General features: G+C 59.2%; 18 protein-coding genes and 1 pseudogene. 12 read left to right on the forward strand and 7 right to left on the reverse strand.

The features are described from left to right. Nucleotides 1-11 precede the first annotated feature (11 nt). Both MKZ79_RS04935 and MKZ79_RS04940 read right to left on the reverse strand, forming a co-directional pair. Nucleotides 12-680: a methionine ABC transporter permease gene (locus tag MKZ79_RS04935; RefSeq protein WP_336140492.1), complete on the reverse strand. Its 669-nt coding sequence runs from the start codon at nt 678-680 to the stop codon at nt 12-14. Beyond that, nucleotides 673-1,695, reverse strand: a complete 1,023-nt coding sequence (locus MKZ79_RS04940; RefSeq protein WP_336140493.1) for a methionine ABC transporter ATP-binding protein — start codon at nt 1,693-1,695, stop codon at nt 673-675. The genes MKZ79_RS04935 and MKZ79_RS04940 overlap by 8 nt, the downstream gene beginning before the upstream one ends. Before the next feature lie 580 nt (nt 1,696-2,275). Here MKZ79_RS04940 and MKZ79_RS04945 point away from each other — a divergent pair. Continuing rightward, nucleotides 2,276-4,672 (forward strand): membrane-bound PQQ-dependent dehydrogenase, glucose/quinate/shikimate family, encoded by a 2,397-nt coding sequence (locus MKZ79_RS04945; RefSeq protein WP_336140494.1) that lies wholly within the window; start codon nt 2,276-2,278, stop codon nt 4,670-4,672. A 161-nt stretch (nt 4,673-4,833) separates the two neighbouring features. Here the strand turns inward: MKZ79_RS04945 and MKZ79_RS04950 are convergent. Both MKZ79_RS04950 and MKZ79_RS04955 read right to left on the reverse strand, forming a co-directional pair. Next, a pseudogene (locus tag MKZ79_RS04950) lies at nt 4,834-5,013 on the reverse strand (hypothetical protein); the annotation flags it as partial. 233 nt (nt 5,014-5,246) lie between these two features. Further along, nucleotides 5,247-5,423: a general stress protein gene (locus MKZ79_RS04955; RefSeq protein ID WP_336140495.1), complete on the reverse strand. Its 177-nt coding sequence runs from the start codon at nt 5,421-5,423 to the stop codon at nt 5,247-5,249. Nucleotides 5,424-6,037: 614 nt separating this feature from the next. On the opposite strand from MKZ79_RS04955, the gene MKZ79_RS04960 reads away from it, so the two are divergent. Next, nucleotides 6,038-6,373, forward strand: a complete 336-nt coding sequence (locus MKZ79_RS04960) for a hypothetical protein (protein WP_336140496.1) — start codon at nt 6,038-6,040, stop codon at nt 6,371-6,373. 119 nt (nt 6,374-6,492) lie between these two features. Further along, complete coding sequence (locus tag MKZ79_RS04965) at nt 6,493-6,978, forward strand: CinA family protein (protein WP_336140497.1); 486 nt, start codon at nt 6,493-6,495, stop codon at nt 6,976-6,978. Nucleotides 6,979-7,017: 39 nt separating this feature from the next. Here the strand turns inward: MKZ79_RS04965 and MKZ79_RS04970 are convergent, their stop codons facing one another. From MKZ79_RS04970 to MKZ79_RS04980, 3 genes are all read right to left on the reverse strand, one after another. After that, the gene (locus tag MKZ79_RS04970; RefSeq protein ID WP_336140498.1) at nt 7,018-7,413 is read right to left on the reverse strand and encodes a YgiW/YdeI family stress tolerance OB fold protein; all 396 of its coding nucleotides are present in this window, start codon (nt 7,411-7,413) and stop codon (nt 7,018-7,020) included. Between the two features lie 101 nt (nt 7,414-7,514). Beyond that, nucleotides 7,515-7,724: a DUF2767 family protein gene (locus MKZ79_RS04975; protein WP_336140499.1), complete on the reverse strand. Its 210-nt coding sequence runs from the start codon at nt 7,722-7,724 to the stop codon at nt 7,515-7,517. A gap of 131 nt (nt 7,725-7,855) precedes the next feature. Further along, nucleotides 7,856-9,169, reverse strand: a complete 1,314-nt coding sequence (locus MKZ79_RS04980) for a CitMHS family transporter (protein ID WP_336140500.1) — start codon at nt 9,167-9,169, stop codon at nt 7,856-7,858. Nucleotides 9,170-9,704: 535 nt separating this feature from the next. On the opposite strand from MKZ79_RS04980, the gene MKZ79_RS04985 reads away from it, so the two are divergent. The 9 genes from MKZ79_RS04985 to MKZ79_RS05025 all read left to right on the forward strand — a co-directional run bounded on the left by MKZ79_RS04985 (nt 9,705) and on the right by MKZ79_RS05025 (nt 21,585). Beyond that, on the forward strand, nt 9,705-11,252 hold the full coding sequence (locus tag MKZ79_RS04985; protein ID WP_336140501.1) for a methyl-accepting chemotaxis protein: 1,548 nt from the start codon (nt 9,705-9,707) through the stop codon (nt 11,250-11,252). Nucleotides 11,253-11,339: 87 nt separating this feature from the next. Next, nucleotides 11,340-13,301, forward strand: a complete 1,962-nt coding sequence (locus tag MKZ79_RS04990; protein ID WP_442897124.1) for a methyl-accepting chemotaxis protein — start codon at nt 11,340-11,342, stop codon at nt 13,299-13,301. Between the two features lie 128 nt (nt 13,302-13,429). Then, on the forward strand, nt 13,430-13,519 hold the full coding sequence (kdpF, locus tag MKZ79_RS04995) for a K(+)-transporting ATPase subunit F (protein WP_125287524.1): 90 nt from the start codon (nt 13,430-13,432) through the stop codon (nt 13,517-13,519). Further along, entirely contained in the window at nt 13,519-15,201 is a 1,683-nt protein-coding gene (gene kdpA, locus MKZ79_RS05000) for a potassium-transporting ATPase subunit KdpA (protein ID WP_336140502.1), read from the forward strand. Before kdpF ends, kdpA begins: the two co-directional genes overlap by 1 nt. Next, complete coding sequence (kdpB, locus tag MKZ79_RS05005; RefSeq protein ID WP_336140503.1) at nt 15,198-17,231, forward strand: potassium-transporting ATPase subunit KdpB; 2,034 nt, start codon at nt 15,198-15,200, stop codon at nt 17,229-17,231. Before kdpA ends, kdpB begins: the two co-directional genes overlap by 4 nt. 10 nt (nt 17,232-17,241) lie before the next feature. Next, nucleotides 17,242-17,817, forward strand: coding sequence for a potassium-transporting ATPase subunit KdpC (gene kdpC, locus MKZ79_RS05010; RefSeq protein ID WP_336140504.1), 576 nt, complete (start codon nt 17,242-17,244; stop codon nt 17,815-17,817). 9 nt (nt 17,818-17,826) lie between these two features. Beyond that, on the forward strand, nt 17,827-20,490 hold the full coding sequence (kdpD, locus tag MKZ79_RS05015; protein ID WP_336140505.1) for a two-component system sensor histidine kinase KdpD: 2,664 nt from the start codon (nt 17,827-17,829) through the stop codon (nt 20,488-20,490). After that, entirely contained in the window at nt 20,487-21,164 is a 678-nt protein-coding gene (kdpE, locus tag MKZ79_RS05020) for a two-component system response regulator KdpE (protein WP_336140506.1), read from the forward strand. The genes kdpD and kdpE overlap by 4 nt, the downstream gene beginning before the upstream one ends. A gap of 205 nt (nt 21,165-21,369) precedes the next feature. Next, nucleotides 21,370-21,585 (forward strand): hypothetical protein, encoded by a 216-nt coding sequence (locus MKZ79_RS05025; protein WP_336140507.1) that lies wholly within the window; start codon nt 21,370-21,372, stop codon nt 21,583-21,585. The last annotated feature ends 25 nt before the right edge of the window (nt 21,586-21,610 follow it).

Here is a 21,610-nt window from a genome sequence, read left to right on the forward strand (position 1 = left end):
TCCTTCATGAGTTAGCGTTTGTCGAGCCGGGTAGTGATGAAATCGCCAATAAACTGAATAATAAAAACGATAATCAGGATCATAACCGTCGCCACCAGCGTGACGTCGCTGTGGTTACGCTGGAAGCCTTCCAGATAGGCCAGGTTACCCAGGCCGCCCGCGCCGATAACGCCCGCCATCGCGCTGTAACTTACCAGCGCGATCAGCGTTACCGTCATGCCGGAAACCAGCGCAGGCGAGGATTCCGGCAGCAGTACGCGGAAAATCAGGGTGCTGAGCCGCGCGCCCATTGAGCGGGAAGCCTCAATCACGCCTTTATCCACTTCGCGCAGGCCAATTTCCACCAGGCGAGCATAGAACGGCGCCGCGCCGACAATCAGCGCCGGCAGCGCCGCGTTGGCGCCCAGAATGGTGCCGATTAGCGTTTTGGTGAACGGGATCAGCAAAACAATCAGGATAATAAAAGGAATCGACCGGAAGACGTTGACCAGTACCGAAATCACCGAGTAGATGGCCCGGTTCTGAAACATGCCGCCGCGCGCGGTCAAAAACAGCGCCAGTCCGAACAGAATGCCCAGCACAAAGGTCGCTGCGCCGGACCAGGCGGTCATATAAAGGGTTTCACAGGTTGCCGCCCAAAGCTGATCCAGCTTCAGATGGGGAAAAAGCGTCTCAGTCATGTACCACCTCGGTCGTAATAGCATGGGCGTGTAAATCGGCCAGGATGTTCTCCAGCGCGCTGCCGCTGGCGGCAACCTGTAACCACAGCTCGCCGAAGGTGCCGTTGGTGGTTTGCGTCATTTTGCCGTGCAGAATATTAAAAGGAACGCCGTACTTCAGCGTCAGTTCGCCGACGATCGGCTGCTGCGTATTCTGGCCGACAAAGGTCAGCTTCAGTACGCTGCCCGCCGCGCCATCGATCAGCTCCGGATTGAACGGCGTTTCAGCGCTGCTGTACTCCGCCGTCTGTTTGACAAACTGACGGGTAATCGGCTGCTGCGGATGAGTAAAGACCGACAGGACTTCGCCCTCTTCCACAATGCGGCCCGCTTCCATTACCGCCACGCGATGGCAGATCTTCCGCACCACGTGCATCTCATGGGTGATCAGCACTATGGTTAGCTGGAGCTTGCGGTTGATGTCCAGCAGCAGATCCAGAATCGCGTCGGTAGTCTGCGGATCCAGCGCCGAGGTCGCCTCGTCGCAGAGCAGAACTTCCGGGTTGTTCGCCAGCGCGCGGGCAATGCCGACACGCTGTTTCTGACCGCCGCTGAGCTGTGAAGGCCAGACGTTCTCTTTTCCCTTCAGGCCCACCAGCTCGATCAGCTCCTGCACGCGGGTTTTGATCGCGGCTTTAGGCGCGCCGGCAATCTGCAGCGAGAACGCGATGTTTTCGCTGACGGTACGCGACCAGAGCAGATTAAAGTGCTGGAACACCATGCTGATCTTCAGCCGCGCCTGGCGCAGCGCTTCGCCTTTCGCCTGGGCGATATCCTTGCCCGCGATGGTGACGCTGCCGGAAGTGGGTTTTTCCAGCCCGTTCAGCAGGCGGATCAGGGTACTTTTCCCCGCGCCGCTGTAGCCGATGATGCCGTAAATCTGACCCTGTTCGACGCGGAGACTGACATCGTCAACCGCCGTCACCGGGCCAGCCGCAGCGTGAAAGGTTTTGGAGACGTTACGCAAAACTATCATTTGTCGCCTGTATTTCCCGTGTTGTTCAGCCTGCTGGCCGAGTCAATAAACTGACTATTTTTAATACGTTATTGGTGAAACTTATGATACGGGATAGCGCAACGCCGGTCGCGGGTCGAGCAAGACCCAAATACCATGACATATAGCTAAAAGGCATATCATGAAGGTTTTATCCGCCGCAATGACGCCTGAAATCCCGCTTCAACCGCTTATTTTTACCGCTAATCTACCGTTAGATTCCGTGGCATAACTTGTGTAACGCTGATAACCGCAGGATAACAGTATTAACTGGTGCGCAATGTTACCAGTTATTGTCAGCATTTATCCATCCGGATGGCTATCAGATGCGTATTAAATCGGCAACGCGCGGGAAATGCGTTATCGTCGTATCAATAACGCTAATGACGCGGCCACAGGGCGCCTCAAGGCCGGTAAGATTTTGAGACAATAATCTTTACAAAATAACTTACTGATAAATAACTAATTAACTGCAAATCCCCCACTATTTTCTTCGCCCTACCTTTGCAATTCTTTGCACCCTGTATTCTTGACTTACCTGTCACCGATCTAATAAGACCTTATGCAAAAAAATTCCTGGTACTCCCTGCCGTCGCTTACCGGCTATGTGGTCAGCCTGTTCGGGCTGGCTTTTCTGCTGCTCGGCGGCTGGCTGGCGACGCTGGGCGGCACGCCCTGGTATCTGATTTTCGGCGCCGGCTTCTTTCTCAGCGGCATCTTTATCGTTAAGCGCCGACCTGCCGGCCTGTGGCTTTATCTGCTCTCTTTTCTGATCTGCCTGGTCTGGTCGCTGTATGAAGTGGGTCTCGACGGCTGGAAGCTGATGCCGCGCCTGTTTGCGCTGGCCGTACTCGGCATCTGGTGCAGCATGCCGTGGATCGCCCGTCCCGTAATGCAGACGCAGCGCCGTGCCGGGATGCTGAGCGGCGTGGTCTATCTGGCGGCGGTGGTACTGATTTTCTGGAGCGGCTGGCATGTTAGCGCAACGCGCTATGTGCAGCATGAAACGGTGCCCGAAGCGACGCCAGCCGCGACTGCGGATAGCGATAACGACTGGCAGCACTATGGCCGCACCCGCGACGGCCAGCGCTTCTCGCCGCTCACGCAAATTACGCCAGCCAATGTCAGTAAGCTGCAACCCGCCTGGCAGTTTCATACCGGCGATACGATGCGTAAAGGCGAAGACAAAGCGGGCCGTGAGTTCAGCTTTGAGGTAACGCCGATCAAGGTCGGCAATACGCTCTTTATCTGTACGCCGCACCGCCAGGTGATTGCGCTGGACGCCACCAGCGGCAAACAGCGCTGGAAGTTCGATCCTGAAGTAGACACCTCGGCGAACGAATATCTCGCCTGTCGCGGCGTGGCTTACAGCAAGGCCGTTGACGACAGCGTCTGCCCGGAAAAAATCATCACTACCACCAGCGACGCGCGCATGGTGGCGCTGAACGCGCAAACCGGCGAGCCGTGCGCTTCATTCGGCGATAAGGGCTACGTCAGCCTCACCGACCATATGGGCCAGGTGCCGCCGGGCTTCCACTTTATTACTTCGCAGCCGATGGTGATGGAGGGTCGCGTGGTGCTGGGCGGCTGGATCTACGACAACCAGACCACCGGCGAACCTTCCGGCGTAGTGCGCGCCTATGACGTGAAAACCGGCCAGCTTTCCTGGGCCTGGGATCTGGGCAGAAGCCCACAGAATGCGCCGCTGAAGCCGGGCGAAGAGTATACGCACGGCACGCCGAACGGCTGGGGTACCTATACGGCGGACGAAAAGCTGGGGCTGATCTATATCCCGCTGGGCAACGCGACGCCGGATTACTATGGCGGCCTGCGCCGTCCGTTTGATGAAAAGTACTCCAGCTCGCTGGTGGCGCTGGATATTCATACCGGAGAGGAGCGCTGGCACTTCCAGACCGTGCATCACGACGTCTGGGATTTCGACGTGCCGATTGGCCCAACGCTGGTCGATCTGCCGGGGAAAAACGGCGAAACCCTGCCAGCACTGGTGCAGACCACTAAAATGGGCCAGCTGTTTATGCTGGATCGCCGCACCGGCAAACCGCTGGCGCAGATCAACGAGAAACCGGTGCCGACCTCGCCTTCTCTGCCCGGCGAACATCTTTCGCCAACGCAGCCAGATTCCGTTGGGATGCCGAACCTGTCGCCACCAAATCTGAAAGAGACGGATATGTGGGGCGCGACGCCGATCGATCAGCTGATCTGCCGCATTCAGTTTCACCGCTATCGCTATCAGGGCCAGTACACGCCGCCTGCCGAAGGCACCTCCATCGCCTATCCGGCATTTGACGGCGTCATGGACTGGTACGGCGCTTCGGTAGATCCGCAGCGGCACCTGCTGATCGCCAACACCAGCTATATTCCCTTCACTATGGAGCTGATGAAGCATGACGAGGCGATCAAACAGGGGCTGATGAAACAGTGGGCGGGCTGGGCCAGCGGCCAGGCCTATCCGAAACCGAAAGAGTTCGCCGTCGGGCCGCAGTACGGTACCGGCTGGGCTGCGGTAGTCAAACCCTGGCTGACCGCGCTGGGCGCGCCCTGCAGCGCGCCGCCGTGGGGCAAACTGGTCGCTATCGATCTTACGACCCGTAAAATCGCCTGGGAACGACCAGCGGGCACTACGCGCAATATGAATATCTTCAATACCCATACCAACGCGCCGCTGCCGACCGGCATCTTTATGATGGGCGGCAATATTATTACCCGCAGCGGGCTAATCTTTATGGGCGCGACGGCGGATAACTATCTGCGCGCCTTCGATGAGGCGACCGGCAAGGAGCTGTGGAAAGCCAAACTGCCTGCGGGCGGCCAGGCTACGCCAATGACCTACACCGGAGAAGACGGTCGCCAGTACGTGGTCATCGCCGCAGGCGGTCACGGCGGGCTGGGCACCACTTCCGGCGACACGCTGGCGGCCTTCGCCCTGCCGCAAGGCTAACACCGACGTAAAAAACCCCACGCCGCTGGGTGGGGTTTATCGTGAAATCAGGCCTCCGCAAGGAGGCTTTTTTACGCGGCTCAGACTATCTCTTCCGGCAACACAACCTTGCGCTGCTTTTCCTTCCGTTCGTCGTCGCCCGGCGGTGTGGGACGCGTGTGTCGCAATTTGGCCACATGGCGGGCAAAATCCTCATGCACCTCTACGCTTTGCAAATTAACGGAAGCGGCGCCATCTTCATCGATTAAGATACGCTCGCCGTCATCTTTCGCTTCCTGCATATCGTTACGCGACATCACGTTGAGCAGCCTTTCCGGACTGGTAAACAGGCTGGCGATCATTTTCAGCACGGGATCTCCTTTTAAAAAATGCTGGCACTATCAGCGGATTCATCGCTGCTGCACCGCTAAAACGGCGCACAGAGAGTATAGAAGATGTTCCGCAGACGAAGCGGCAAAATTAACCCGGCTGGCGTTGGCTTAAAAAAGAGTGGCTGGCGGAGGGAGATAAATCGAACCGCCACCGCGCGGACGCACGATGGCGGCGAGCCTGTCGGCGACAGGCGCATTACGCTTTAGCTGCGATGGCTCTTCTCGCCACCTTTTTTACCGGCTTCAGAGGCTTTTTCACGGTCATTTTTGAAATTACCGCTGCCGCTGCTGCTCTGGCCGCCTTTTTTGCCCGCTTCTGATGCTTTTTCACGATCGTCGGAGAAATTGCCTGAATTTGAATTACCACGATGCTGAGTCATACCCATGTCCTCTTCGTGTTAAAAAATACCCACTGATTTCTTCGTCATTATTTAATCCCGCTGGAATTAAATATCAGTGAACGTGCTGCGTATTTAAATCTAGCAGCCCACCTTATAAATGCAAGCAAATAGCCGCAGAAAGATAAGAAAAAACTATGACTATTTAAATAATTGATTTACATGAATATTTTTATATAACACTTATTTTTTTCATTTATAAATGCAAAAAACATTTTATAGCCAGCTTTTACTCATTAGCGGTTTAACTGGCCAGATAAATAAGGATTACCCTTGTATTAAATTCTGCCGCTTCGTTATAACTCACTGCCGCTTCGTCTTTTTTTTATTTCCTCGTGAAAAAGTGCTTGTTTGCAACGGTGAGTCGACTCGCGCCAGGCAGAGTCTGAATAGCGTTAAAACCACACAAACTGCTGGACTTAATTAACGAATTTTTACAAAATCGGCAGCACCGTACTGCGGCTTCAGGCCGAACAAGAGACGGACAGTACCATTTTTCTTCGGCGAACGCCGGATTGCTTCAGGGAATAGCGACTCTGGTCTGCGGCGCAATGGCCGCCATGACCGGTTCCTTACTGCTTACAGCCCGGTGAAGCATGGATAAAGAACATTTTCTGACCCGTCTGGCACAATGGCCGAAAATCCATTTTTCGGAAGTCTGTATTACCGTTTGCGGCGGCAGCCCCTCGCCGGAACTCTACGTGCGCGACCGCGCCGATCCGCCCTGCTGGCTTTTTATTCGTCGACTCGTCGCCGGTGAAAACAGCGACAGCGTGCTGGCTCGCTACAGCCAGTGGCTGGTGGAATTTCATCGAGAGCGCGGCAACGACTTCTGTTTGCTGTCGCCGCATGACGATCTGTCGTCGAATGAACCAGCCGGAGAGCAGACGGCCTTAAGCCCAACGCCTTTGCCGCTTGTCACCGAGCGTTGAGCGCCTTTTCGGCGGCGCCTGCCAACATATCAAAAAAGTTTATCTATACTTTCGGAAATTGCATGAGCAATACCCTTTACCCGCCAGCGGGCGGGAGTACTGGCAACGGGAGTCTCTGGATGAATAAGGATTTAATTAATGCCGCTGAAAAACTGGGCGGCGTACTACAACAGATCGGCGCGAAAGTCGCCGCCGCAGAATCCTGTACCTCGGGTCTGGTCAGCACTGCGCTGGGCGCCGCCAGCGACAGCAGCAGCTACTTTACCAGCGGCTTTGTCACCTATACCGACGGCGCCAAGCATCGTCTTCTGCACGTCAGCGAGAAAACGCTGCAGGTACATACTGCCGTGAGCGAAGCCACCGCGCGTGAAATGGCGACGGGCGCAAAAGAGGTGTCGGGCGAAAGCGCTAGCATTGCGATCACGGGCTATGCGGGGCCGGACGGTGGCGAGGACGGCACGCCTGCAGGAACGGTCTGGTTTGGCTGGGGATTACCGGATGGGAAAGTGGTCAGTCTGCAACGACATTTTGCAGGCGGCCCGGAAGAGGTGGTGCAGCAGGCCGCGCTGTTTTCACTTCGTCACCTTACTGAGCTGCTGACCTGATCAATAAGGGCGAACCCGAAAGTTCGCCCTGTTTTCAAATTACGGATCGCCAATTTGCTTGACGGCAATTTCCGTTTGTTTGTTTTTATGCTTCACAAAGCCGCTGACGCGCACCAGATCTTTGGCGTCATATTTTTTGCCACCCCAGGCAGATTCCGGAACAACCAGGTTAATCTTTCCTGATTTATCCTGAAATGCGTAGGTGTCGCCACCGACTTTTTTGATGATATTCCCTTCCAGAGTGACCCACGAGCCCTCTTTCAACGTGCGAACCGCTTTAATCTGGCTCTCGTTGGTATCTTCTGAACCTTTATAGCCCGCATCCTGCTTGTGCGGCGGCGGCGGCGTTTCTCCCGCTTCGAATCCCCCTTTGTCCTCGGCCATCACGTTCAGGCTAAGGGCAAGCAGCGCGGCCAGCGTAAGCACTTTTTTCATAAACACTCCTTTCGTTTAAAAAGTCCGATTTTCGTTCTGCACTCCTGTAAGCCTGGCAGAAAGCCGCTACTTTTCTGGTAAAGAGTAAAAAAAACCTGAAATTAATCAGGTTTTATCAGACGAATAGCGTGTTCCAGCACCTTTTGCTCGTCGCGGTCCGCATCCGTCCGCTCATGACGAGTCCTGACCAGCAGAGTGGTCAGCACATCGCGGCTGGTATTGTGGCCGCTCTCCGCCAGCACGATAGCCGCGTCGCCGATCACACGGCACACTTCGTCATAATACTCTTCACTTAATACATCACGTTTCATAAGGCCTCACTTTTCAAACCGGCCTCTTTCCCGGACAGGGAAATGCCGACCAAAAGTATTATTGCTGAAACGGCGTCTCGCCATCGTGCGGCCCGATGGCGGCCGCACAATGTGATGCACATCACACTTTATCAGCGACTGTAAAACGGGAAAGCGCCAAACAGCAGGCCGCCCGCCAGCAGCGCCATACTCACCAGAATCCCCCATTTAATGGCGAAACGCTGATGGTCGCCGATATCGACCTTCGCCAGCCCAACCAGCAGGTAAACCGAGGGCACCAGCGGGCTGAGCAGGTGAAACGGCTGGCCGATAATCGACGCCCTGGCGATCTCTTCGGCGCTGATACCATAGTTGACTGCCGTCTGCGCTATCACCGGCAGGATACCGAAATAGAAGGCGTCGTTTGACATAAAGAAGGTGAACGGCAGGCTGACCAGCGCGGTAAATACCGCCAGATAAGGGCCGAAACTGTGCGGGATCACCGCCAGCAGGCTTTTCGCCATCGCATCAACCATCCCGGTGCCGGAAAGAATGCCGGTAAAGACGCCGGCGGCGAAAATCAGCGAGGTCACCGCCAGCACGTTGCCTGCGTGTGTGGTAATGCGCGCTTTCTGCTGCTCCAGCGAGGGATAGTTGAGCATAACGGCGATGGCGAAAGCGAGCATAAACAGGATCTGAATAGGCATTAGTCCGGTTACCAGCAGCACCAGCAGCGCGGTGGTGAGAATAAAGTTAGGCCAGAACATTTTGGGTCGCCGGTTCGCCTCGCACTCTTGCGCATCACCCAGGCCCAGCTCGATATTGTTCAGATGCTCAGTGTCGAGCTTCATCACGCCGAGGCGCCGACGTTCGCGAACGCCGAACAGTACCGCCATCCCCACCAGCGTCACGCAGCCGAGAAACATGGCCGGTAGCATAGGGATAAAGATATCCAGCGCGTCGATACGCAACGCCGCCGCCGCGCGCGCGGTCGGGCCGCCCCACGGCGAAAGATTCATAATGCCGCTGGCAAGGTTAACCAGACAGGTCATCGCCAGCACGTTCATCCCCAGCTTGCGGTAGAGCGGCAGAAACGCCGCTACGGCGATCATATAGGTTGTGGAACTGTCGCCATCCAGCGAAACCAGCAGCGTCAGCACCGCCGTGCCCACCAGCACCTTCAGCGGATCGCCGCGCACCAGTTTAAGGATAAAACGCACCAGCGGGTCGAACAGGCCGGCATCGATCATCAGGCCGAAATAGAGGATAGAGAAAGTGAGCATTACGCCCGTCGGCGCCAGCGCCTTCACGCCGTTAAGCATCATCTCGCCCAGACCATGCCAGTAGCCGGCAGCCAACGCGAACACCGTTGGCACGATAATCAGCGCAATCAGCGCCGACATGCGTTTAGTCATGATCAAATACATAAAACAGGTCACCATCGAGAAACCCAGTATGGTCAGCACATTACTTCTCCTCTTTCGGATGCCTGGCGCACGCCACCATCAATAAAAGTGATTGTTCCGGCGACGGCAGCGGTAAAAAAGTAAACCCCATAACGCTTTCTGCGGCGTTAACCTGTTGTATTGCCGTAACGGCAGGGTAGGATTGATAATAATATGTAAAATTAATTCATCATTTTTTTAACAAAGAAGGGTGATGGCGATCGGCTTTCACCGGATGGAAAACAAGGGGATTGTGATAAGGATCAAACAAGCTGGCTATAACCTGGCCCTGATTGTGACAACGTCACGACTGGCAGAGAGATCTTCAGCCGGCAATGAATTCGAAGCGCCTGATGTGTAAGAAAAAGTGACATTGTCACCCAAGAGGCATTATTTTTCTCTTGTAAATGCACTAAAAGTGACCGCGTCACTCCTTATAACCAGTTGAATTAGCTGGGTTAGCGATATATTCCTCTGCCCTGCCCGTCGCCAGACTAAATCTTTAGCGTGTGATGCCGATACAGAAAGCATCGAACTCCCTCTTAAGGCTTTTAAGATGTCCCTGAAAAAATCGTCGCTGCTGGTGCTGCTGTTTCTGTTTGTGATTTTTTTCGCCAGCATGATCGCCAACGTCTGGCTGCTGACTCGTAGCAATACGTCACTGGATGCGGTGAACAAAGAGATCCGCGTGGTGCTTTCTATTATCGATCCTATAAACCACAGCCGCACCCTGCGCGTGCGCGTGATGGAATATATGAAGACGGCGGAAGGCAGCAGCAACCTGCCGTCGGAAGAGACTCTGAACGGGTTGAATGAGGTGATGGGCAAGGCGGACAAAGCTTTCCAGGCCTATCTGGCCGCGCCGAAGCTGGCGGATGAAGCCGGACTGGCGGAGGAGTACCGCACAACTTATGAAGCCTATCGTCATCAGGGCATCGATCCGCTGCTGGACGCGGCGAAAACTAACGATCAGGCGCGTTTTAAGGCCCAGCTGCCGACCGTTATCAGCCTCGATCGTCAGTATGAAATCGTACTGGATAAAGTGCTGGCGCTGCATGAAGCTTACGCGAAGCGGTTGAACAGCGACGCGCAGAGTAATTTCAGCTTTGGCATCGGCCTGATTGTCGCCTTCGGCGTGCTGTTCCTGATCGTCATCGTCGGCGTGCTGATGTTCCTGAAGCGTTACGTGCTCAGCCCGCTCGACAGCGCAAAAATGCACTGTAGCCAGATCGCCCAGGGCATTCTGGATACGCCAGTGCCGGTCGTCGCCGCCTCGCGCAGCGAAATTCAAAGCCTGATGGGGACAATGGAGCAGATGCGCTGCTCGCTGACCGACATTATCAGCCAGGTGCGCAACTCCACGCAGACCGTTTCCCACGCCTCGCAGGAGATTGCGGCGGGCAATATCGACCTGGCCTCGCGTACCGAGCAGCAGGCCGCCGCGCTGACGCAAACCGCCGCCAGTATGGAAGAGCTTGGCGCCACGGTAAAACAGAACACCGAAAACGTTTTTGAAGCCAGCCGCCTGACCAGCGAAGCGGTGAAAAACGCCAAAACCGGCGAGAAAGTGGCGCAGGAAGTGATCGTCACTATGGGCCTGATTAACAACAGCTCGAAGAAGATCGAAGATATCACCGGCGTGATTAACAGTATCGCCTTCCAGACCAATATTCTGGCGCTGAACGCAGCGGTGGAAGCGGCGCGCGCGGGCGAACAGGGCCGCGGCTTCGCGGTGGTCGCGGGCGAAGTACGCAACCTGGCGCAGCGCAGCGCCGTGGCCGCGAAGGAGATTGAAAGCCTGATCGCCGAATCGGTCGCCAATATCAAAGCGGGTTCGGATCAGGTAAGCCGCACCGGCGACGCTATTGGCGCGATTATTGCCTCTGTCAGCCAGGTAGACGTGTTGATGGATCATATTTCGACCGCTTCCGACGAGCAGAGCCGCGGCATCAGCCAGATCGAACAGGCGGTAACTGAAATGGACAGCGTAACCCAGCAGAACTCCGCGCTGGTGCAGGAGTCGGCAGCGGCTTCCGCCTCGCTGGAAGAGCAGGTGCTTTTCCTGAACCACTCCGTCTCCACTTTCCGCCTGTCAGAAGTTTGATTCTACCCGCCCCGGCGATACGCCGGGGTTTCACCATAAAAATAAGCACAGCGGCCCGTCCGGGCCATTTATCTTTACGAGAACACCATGGCAAAAATAACTTCACTCTGGAACGCACTGATTCCGGCAAAACTCAATCCACTGGCCGGTCGCCCGGTCAGCAACACTTACGACTGCCGCGCCCTGCCGACCTCGTTCAGCAGCCTGGGCGCTGGCGGCGGCAAAGGCCTGATGATGGTGTTCGTGCCGCCGGAAGCGGATTTCGCGCGGGTCAACGAAGCGTGGCAAAAACTGAGCACGCCGGGCCGCACCATCCTGGTTCTCTCCTCCACCGGCGCGCTGTGCGCGCAAAAAGGCCGCTCCGCCTACTGCGCCACCAATGGCCCGCAGGGGAGCTGGCTGTGGCTGCCGGAGCAAACTGTCGCGCGGCATGAGGTTCACACCATCGACCTGCAGGCGCCGCACGGCGCCAGCGTCAGCCAGCGCATCGCGGGCATTCGCGCCCAGCTGGATCGGCTGCAGGTCACTATGTCGCTCTCTGCCGAAGAGACCTTCGCCATGATCTATTGCGACGGCCTCTCCGCTTCCGAAGGCTTTCTGATGCAGGCCTGGTACGACAGCGGTCGCTTCCCGTGCCTGGCTATCGGCGGCTCGGCGGGCGGACGCACCGATTTTCAAAACACCTGGATGGCGACCAACGGCCAGCTGCTGCAGAACAAAGCGGTCATCGTCTTCTGCCGGATGGCAAAGGGCAAATCCTTCGCGCCGTTTAAAAGTCAGAATTTCCAGCCGACGTCGCAAAGCTGGCTGGTGGCGGAAGCCGATCCAGTCGCCCGCACCGTGACCTCGCTGTTCGACGCCAGCGGCCGCCAGCAGCCCATAGTAAAAGTGCTGGCCGATTATCTGCGCTGCCAGCCCGACCAGCTGGAGCAGAAGCTGAAGGGCAAAACCTTCGGCGTGAAGGTGGCGGACGAATACTTTATTCGCTCGGTGGCGAAAATCGACGCCGCCAGCCTCTCTTTTTTCTGCGATCTGGAATTTGGCGATCGTCTCTATCTGCTGGAAGCGGGCGATTTCGTCTCCGCCACGCGCAAAGACTGGGACAGATTCGTCGCCACGCACGGCAAGCCGGTCGGGCTGCTGCTCAATGACTGCCTGCTGCGTCGCCTGAACAACCCGGAAAGCCTGCCGGCAGCAGAGCTGTTCGACGGCGTGCCGGCCGCCGGTTTCTCCAGCTTCGGCGAGATCTTCGGCGTGCCGATCAACCAGACGCTCTCTGCGCTGGCCTTCTTCGATCGCGACGTCAAGGCGATGAGCCGTTTTCCTATCGAGTACGCCGACTACGCCGGACACTATGCCCAGCGCTCGCTGCGCCGCTGGGAAGCGCTGCATACGCTGCAAACGGACGTTATCGAAAAAGTTATCGACTATCAGCAGCAGATCGGCCCGGTTATGCAGAGTTTCCCGCTGCTGGAGAAAGCCACCAGCCGCCAGAGCGACGCGCTGGATGTGGCCGGCGTCAATATCGGCGCGATTGGCGAAGCGGCGACCGTGACGCTGCGGGCGCAGGATGAGCTGGACGCGCAGATTGGCGAACTGGAGAAGATTTCGCTGGGCATCACGCAGATCACCAGCGGGATCAGCACCATCGCCGATCAGACCAACCTGCTGGCGCTGAACGCGGCGGTGGAAGCCGCGCGTGCCGGATCGGCCGGACGCGGTTTCGCCGTCGTGGCGGAGGAAGTTCGTCGCCTGGCCCGCTCTTCCAAAGAGCAGGCGGATGCCACGCGTGAGAGCATCAACGAGACGGTCGCCACTATCGCCCGCATCAAACAAACGGCGTCCAAAACCGTCGCCACTACCGAGGATATGGCGCAAAAAAGCCTCTCCGCAAGCGGGCAGATCGCCAGCCTCAGCGAGCAGAACAGCGCCGAGCGCAGCGGCATGGCGGAGAGCCTTGACCGGATGAAAAACGCCGCCGACGGCATGGACGCCATGCATAAAGCGGTGGCGCAACTGACGGTGCTGCAGGAGCTGGTACGTTCCTGATCCCTTGTGCGCGGGCCTGGCTCGCGCATTTTTATACTTTTTTTATATTTCCCCGCCCTATTTTTGCAAAATCTTTGCGCGCCGCTTTTTACACTCATCGCGAACTGACTCTCTTAATGAGGTGAACCGTGAGCGTTGCTGTAATAACCGGTGTCCTGCTGGTGGCGTTGTTGCTTGGCTACCTGATTTACGCCCTGATTAACGCGGAGGCCTTCTGATGGCCTCTTCCGCCCTGTTACTGACGGCAAGCTATCTGGCGCTGCTGCTGCTGTTGGCCTGGCCGCTCGGACGATTTATCGCCCGGCTAATCGACACCCGTCCTCTGCCCTTTGTCGGCACAATTGAAAACATGCTTTGGCGACTTGCCGGCCTGCGCGGCGAAATGCGCTGGCAAACTTATCTGCTGGCGATCCTGATGTTCAACGCGCTGGGCTTTGCGCTGCTGCTGGCTATCCTGCTCCTGCAGGGCGAGCTGCCGCTCAACCCGCAGCATTTTCCCGGCTTATCCTGGGATCTGGCGCTGAACACCGCCGTTTCCTTTGTCACTAATACCGACTGGCAGGCTTACGCGGGCGAATCGACGCTGAGCTATTTCAGCCAGATGGCCGGTTTGACGGTGCAGAATTTTTTCTCGGCGGCCAGCGGCATCGCCGTCGCCTTCGCCCTGATCCGCGCCTTCGCACGCCGTTCCAGCACCACGCTGGGCAACGCCTGGCAGGATCTGACCCGTATCGTGCTCTGGCTGCTGCTGCCGCTTTGCCTGCTGCTGGCGCTGCTGTTTATCCAGCAGGGCGTGATACAGAGCTTCTCTGCTTATCTGCCTTTTACCAGCCTTGAGGGCGCGCGGCAGCTGCTGCCGATGGGGCCGGTCGCCTCGCAGGAGGCGATCAAGCTGCTGGGCACCAACGGCGGCGGTTTCTTTAACGCCAACTCGGCGCACCCTTTTGAAAACCCCACCGACCTTAGCAACTTCGCGCAGATGCTGGCGATTCTGCTGATCCCGGCGGCGCTCTGTTTCGCTTTTGGTGAGGCGGTCGGCGATGCGCGTCAGGGAAGAAGCATCCTGCTGGCGATGACGCTGATCTTCCTGCTCTGCGCCAGCGTGATATTTCAGGCTGAAATGCAGGGCAATCCGGCGTTGCAGGCTTTAAGCGGCGACGGCACGAATATGGAAGGCAAAGAGACTCGCTTTGGCGTGTCGGCGAGCATGCTTTACGCGCTGGTCACTACTGCGGCCTCGTGCGGTGCGGTCAACGCCATGCATGACTCCTTTACCGCGCTGGGCGGCATGATGCCGATGTGGCTGATGCAGATCGGAGAAGTGGTGTTTGGCGGCGTCGGTTCCGGTTTCTACGGGATGCTGCTGTTTGTGCTGCTGGCAGTATTTATCGCCGGGCTGATGATTGGCCGCACGCCGGAATATCTGGGCAAAAAAATTGACGTGCGCGAGATGAAAATGACGGCGCTGGCGATCCTGGTGACGCCCGCGCTGGTGCTCTGCGGCAGCGCGCTGGCGATGATGAGCGGCGCGGGCGCTGCGGCGATGCTCAATCCCGGCGCGCACGGCTTCAGCGAGGTGCTTTATGCGCTCTCTTCCGCCGCCAACAACAACGGCAGCGCCTTTGCCGGCCTTTCCGCCAACACCCCTTTCTGGAATCTGCTGCTCGCTTTCTGCATGTTGGCTGGCCGCTTCCTGACCATAGTGCCGGTGATGGCTATAGCCGGATCGCTGGCGGCGAAAAAAGCCCAGCCGGTCAGCAGCGGTACGCTGCCAACGCACGGCGCGCTGTTTGTCGGCCTGCTGATCGGCACCGTGCTGCTGACCGGCGCCCTGACCTTTATCCCCGCGCTGGCCTCCGGCCCGATAGCGGATCATCTTTCTGCGGAGACTTCCCGATGAGCCGTAAACAACTGGGTCTGTTCGACCCCGCTTTGCTGCGTCAGGCGCTGTTTGACGCGGTGAAAAAACTTTCGCCGCAGGCGCAGTGGCGTAATCCAGTGATGTTCGTGGTCTGGATCGGCAGCCTGCTGACCACGCTGCTGGCGATAGCGATGGCCTGCGGCATGGCGGGCGACGCTATATTTACCGCCGCCGTCAGCCTGTGGCTCTGGTTTACCGTGCTCTTCGCCTGCTTTGCCGAGGCGCTGGCGGAAGGCCGCAGCAAGGCCCAGGCCAACAGCCTGAAGAGCGTGCAGAAAACCGCTTTCGCCCTGAAGCTTGAGGAAGCCCGCCACGACGCGCCTTCGCAGCGCATTGCCGCCAGCGAACTGCGTAAGGGCGATCTCGTGCTGGCCAGCGCCGGCGAGATTATTCCCTGCGACGGCGAGGTGGTCGAGGGCGGCGCCTCGGTGGACGAGAGCGCCATCACCGGCGAATCGGCGCCCGTTATCCGCGAGGCGGGCGGTGATTTCGCGTCGGTGACCGGCGGCACCCGTTTGCTCTCCGACTGGCTGGTGATCCGCTGCACCGCCAACCCCGGCGAAACTTTTCTCGACAGCATGATTGCGATGGTGGAAGGCGCCAGCCGCCGCAAAACCCCTAACGAGATCGCCCTGACCATTTTACTGATCGCGCTGACGCTGGTGTTTCTACTGGCGACCGCCACGCTGTGGCCCTTCTCCGCCTGGAGCGGCACGCCGGTCAGCGTGACCGTACTGATCGCCCTGCTGGTCTGTCTGATCCCGACCACTATCGGCGGGCTGCTCTCCGCCATCGGCGTGGCCGGCATGAGCCGGATGCTGGGCGCCAACGTTATCGCCACCAGCGGCCGCGCGGTAGAAGCGGCGGGCGACGTGGATATTCTGCTGCTGGACAAGACCGGCACCATCACGCTCGGCAACCGCCAGGCCTCCGACTTTTTGCCCGCTGACGGCATTGAAGAGCGCCAGCTGGCGGATGCGGCGCAGCTCGCCTCGCTGGCCGATGAAACCCCGGAAGGCCGCAGCATCGTGGTGCTCGCCAGGCAGCGTTTCAACCTGCGCGAACGCCAGCTGCAGCAGCTGCAGGCGACTTTTATTCCCTTTACCGCCCAGACGCGGATGAGCGGCATCAGCCTGCCCGACCGCAGCATTCGCAAAGGCTCCGCCGATGCGATCCGCCGTTACGTGGCCGCCAGCGGCGGCGAGTTCCCTGCGGAAATCGACGAAAAGGTGAACGAGGTCGCGCGCCAGGGCGGCACGCCGCTGGTGGTGGCGGAGAATCTCAGGGTGCTGGGCGTGATTGCGCTGCGGGATATTGTTAAAGGCGGCATCAGGGAACGTTTTGGCGAGCTGCGCAAAATGGGCATCCGCACCGTGATGATCACCGGCGACAACCCGCTGACCGCGGCCGCTATCGCTGCCGAAGCGGGCGTGGACGACTTTCTGGCCGAAGCGACGCCGGAAGCCAAGCTGGCGCTGATCCGCCGCTATCAGGCGGAAGGCCGACTGGTGGCGATGACCGGCGACGGCACCAACGACGCGCCCGCGCTGGCGCAGGCCGACGTGGCGGTGGCGATGAACTCCGGTACTCAGGCGGCCAAAGAAGCGGGCAACATGGTAGATCTCGACTCCAGCCCCACCAAGCTGATCGAGGTGGTGCATATCGGCAAGCAGATGTTGATGACGCGCGGCTCGCTGACCACATTCAGCCTCGCCAACGATGTGGCGAAATATTTCGCCATTATTCCGGCGGCGTTCGCGGCCAGCTATCCACAGTTCGGCGCGCTGAACGTGATGCATCTGCACTCGCCCTCTTCGGCGATCTTAAGCGCGGTGATCTTCAACGCCCTGATTATCATCTTTCTGATCCCGCTGGCGCTAAAAGGCGTCAGCTATAAGCCGCTAAGCGCGGCAGCCCTGCTGCGCCGCAACCTGTTTTTTTACGGACTGGGCGGTCTGCTCCTGCCTTTTATCGGCATCAAACTTATCGATCTGCTTTTGCAGCTATAGGAGATTTAACGTGTCGCAACTGCGTCCCGCGCTGTTTATGATGGCTTTTTTACTGCTGCTGACCGGCGGCGTTTATCCGCTGCTCGTCACTCAGCTTGGGCAAACGTTGTTTCCGCAGCAGGCTGGCGGCTCGCTGCTGCTCTCTCAGGGCGAACTTCGCGGTTCGCGCCTGCTGGGTCAGGCGTTCAGCCAGGCGAAATATTTTCACGGCCGCCCTTCGGCCACGGCGGAAACCCCTTATAATCCGCTGGCGAGCGGCGGCAGTAATCTCGCGGTCGGCAATCCGGCGCTTGATAAGCTGTTCACCGCCAGGCTGGCTCAACTGCGCGCGGAAAACCCGGACGCCGTCGGCCCGGCGCCGGTGGATCTGCTGACCGCCTCCGCCAGCGGGCTGGATAACGGCATTTCGCCTGCGGCGGCCCGCTGGCAGGCGCCGCGCGTGGCGAAAGCGCGACGACTGCCGCCGGAAACGGTCAGTCGCCTGATTGCCGCGCATACGGTTTCGCCGCTGTTCAGCTTCAGCGGCCAGCCCTGGGTTAACCTGACTGAACTCAATCTTGCTCTGGACGCGCTCCAGACACCTTAAGGAACCGGCATGGCCGACACGCTTCGTCCCGATCCCGACCGTCTGCTCCAGCACGCCAGCGAGCAGCCGCGCGGCAAGCTGAAAATCTTTTTTGGCGCCTGCGCGGGCGTCGGTAAAACCTGGGCGATGCTGCAGGAGGCGCGGCGTCTGCATGCGCTTCAGCTGGACGTGCTGGCGGGGGTGGTGGAAACGCACGGCAGAGAGGAAACCGCGGCGCTGCTGCAGGATCTGCCGCGCCTGCCGCCACAGCTGCGGCAGCATCGCGGTCGTCAGGTAGCGGAGTTCGACCTGGATGCGGCGCTGGCGCGCCATCCTGCGGTAATCCTGATGGATGAGCTGGCGCACAGCAATGCGCCGGGATCGCGTCATCCCAAACGCTGGCAGGATGTTAAAGAGCTGCTGGCGGCGGGCATCGACGTGCTGACCACCGTCAACGTGCAGCACCTGGAGAGCCTTAACGATGTGGTGAACGGCGTCACCGGCATTCAGGTGCGTGAGACGCTGCCCGATCCCTTCTTCGACGCTGCCGATGAGATTATTTTGGTGGATCTGCCGCCCGACGATCTGCTGCTGCGCCTGAAGCAGGGCAAGGTCTATACCGGCGAGCGCGCCGAGCAGGCTGCCGGAAACTTTTTCCGCAAGGGCAACCTGATCGCCCTGCGCGAGCTGGCGCTGCGGCGCGCCGCCGAGCGGGTCGACAACCAGATGCAGGCCTGGCGCGACGGGCGCGGACGGGACAAGGTCTGGCATACGCGGGATGCGGTGCTGCTCTGTATCGGCTACGACGATGGCAGCGAAAAACTGGTACGCACCGCGGCGCGGCTGGCGGCCAGGCTGGGCAGCGAGTGGCACGCGGTATGTGTGGAGACGCGGGCTCGGCAGTCGCAGTCTCGCCGTCGGGCGGCGCTGGCTTCGCTACGTCTGGCCCGCCAGCTGGGCGCGGAAACCGCCGTGCTGGCCGATTCCTCCGCCGACCGTGCGATTGCGCGCTACGCCCGCGAACGCGATCTCGGCAAGGTTGTGCTGGGGCGAAGCGCCCGCCGCCGCTGGTTAAGGCCGCTCTCGCTCGCCGACCGCCTGACGGCTCGCGCGCCCGAGCTGGATCTGGTAATCGTCGCGCCCGGTGATAAACCGGCTGCACAAGCCGCGCCGTCGCAAACGTCGCCCCGCCGCTGGCGACAGAATTTGCGCGGCTGCCTGCTCGCCGCCGCGCTGTGCGCCCTGATTACTTTTATCGCCAGCCGCTGGCTGCTGGCCTTCGATCCCGCCAACCTGGTGATGCTCTATCTGCTGGGCGTGGTGGTTGTGGCGCTGCGCGCCGGGCGCTGGCCAGCGGTTTTCGCCACGGCGATTAGCGTCATCAGCTTCGATCTCTTTTTTGTTTCGCCACGCGGGACGCTGGCCGTTTCCGACGCGCAATATCTGCTGACTTTTGGCGTGATGCTGAGCGTGGGGTTGATTATCGGCAACCTGACGGCCGGCGTACGCTATCAGGCGCGTATCGCCCGCCACCGCGAACGCCGCACCGGGCAGCTTTACGCACTTTCCAGCGCGCTGGCTACCGCGCGAAGCTCGCAGGAAGTGGCGGCGGCCAGCCAGCAGGCGCTCTACGCTATTTTTCGCGCCGACAGCGTGCTGCTGCTGCCCGATGAAAACGATCGTTTAATGCCGCAGCTGCCTGCCGCGGGCGATCTGAGCTGGGATGAGGGCATCGCTCGCTGGAGCTTCACGCAGGGCGAGCCGGCTGGCGCAGGCACCGATACGCTGCCCGGCGTTCCCTGTCAGATCCTGCCGCTGCGAACCGCAGACAAAACCCTGGGCGTGCTGGTCACGGAGTTCGATGCGCCGCCGACGCTGCCCGAACAGCAGCAGCTGCTGGAAACGGTGCTGCTGCTTACCGCCAGCGCGCTGGAGCGGCTGCAGCTTACGGCCAGCGAAGAGCTGGCGCGCGTGGCTGGCGAGCGCGAGCAGCTGCGCCATTCGCTGTTGGCCGCCCTTTCCCACGATCTGCGCACGCCGCTGACCGTGCTGTTCGGCCAGGTAGAGATTCTGACGCTGGATTTGGCGACGGAACAGTCGCCGCAGGCGCGCCAGGCGAGCGAAATCCGCCAGCACGTGCTGCGGCTGACGCGGCTGGTCAATAACCTGCTGGATATGGCCCGTTTGCAAACCGGCGGCTTTCATCTGCGACGCGAGTGGCTGACGCTGGAAGAGACCATCGGCAGCGCGCTGGCGACGCTGGAGCCGGGCAGCAAAGGCCAGCCGGTTAAGCTGGAAATGGCCGACCCGCTGGCGCTGATCCATATAGACGGCCCGCTGTTTGAGCGCGTGCTGATCAATCTGCTGGAAAACGCCATGAAATACGCCGGATCGGCGGCGGAGATCGGCATTAAGGCCAGCACGTCGCCGGGCAGGCTGGAGATGGAGATCTGGGACAGCGGCCCCGGATTGCCCGCTGGCCAGGAGCAGGCGCTGTTTGCTAAATTCACTCGTGGCGATCGGGAGTCAGCGATCCCCGGCGTGGGTCTTGGCCTGGCAATTTGTCAGGCGATTGTCGAGGTTCACGGCGGCACTATTACCGCCCGGCAACGTTCGCAGGGCGGCGCCAGCTTCAGGATCAGCCTGCCGCAGGCGCCGCTGCCCGATTTAGCAGAAACAGGTGAGGCGCTGTGACCACCGTATTAATTATTGAAGATGAAAAAGAGATTGGCCGCTTTCTGCGCATTGCGCTGGAAAATGAGTCCCTGCGCGTGTTTGAAGCGTCGACGCTGCAGCGCGGCCTGCTGGAGGCCGCCACTCGCAAACCAGATTTGGTGATTCTGGATTTAGGGCTGCCGGACGGCGACGGCCTCACCTTTCTGCAGGAGTTTCGCCAGTGGAGCCAGAAGCCGGTGATCGTCCTCTCCGCCCGCAGCGACGAAGAGGATAAAATTGCCGCGCTGGACGCGGGCGCCGACGACTATCTCACCAAGCCTTTCGGCATCGGCGAGCTGCAGGCTCGTTTGCGGGTTGCGCTGCGGCGATCGGCGCACGATGCGCAGAGCGATCCCGTTTTTACCTTTTCAGACGTGGAGGTTGATTTAGCCGCCAGGCGGATTACGCGCGCCGGCGAAGAGCTGCACCTGACGCCGACAGAGTTCCGGCTGCTCGCCGTCCTGCTCAACAATCACGGTAAGGTGATGACGCAGCGTCAGCTGCTGGTGCAGGTCTGGGGGCCAAACGCCAGCGAGCACAGCCACTATCTGCGTATCTATATGGGGCATTTGCGGCAGAAGCTGGAGGCCGATCCCGCGCGTCCCCGTCATCTTCAAACGGAAACCGGCGTCGGCTATCGCTTCCGACTGTAGCCCGGCCTTATGGCGTTACACTCTGTTACAGGCTGACAGGCGATATTTTGCGCTTTCTCACAACAATGACGCTATGGCGACAGTATGCTGCTGCCGCCTGACTTTACTGCGTAAAGAACCCTGTCGTTAAAACGGCATGACTGACAGACAGGCATGAAACGCTCATCCTCAAAGTGTCGGTCATTCCTGTGGAAAGGAGTCCTCAATGAAGCCTGTCGCCCTTTTATTCTTTACCGCTGCGCTGCTGTGCGGCGGCTGCGCCATGGAAAATTTCGATCCTGCCAGCGTGCGGCCGACTTCTTCGCCGGCGCTGCCGGATATGACGGCCAAACCCGATAAGATCCAGCGCGCCGCCATTATGTCGGGAGAGCAACCAGACTGGCACCGCTCTTCGCCGCCGGCTATTCCCCTTAAAAAATAAAGCGCTGACGACTGTTATACCAGCC

Source organism: Erwinia sp. CGal63, assembly GCF_037026505.1.
GTDB lineage: Bacteria > Pseudomonadota > Gammaproteobacteria > Enterobacterales > Enterobacteriaceae > Erwinia.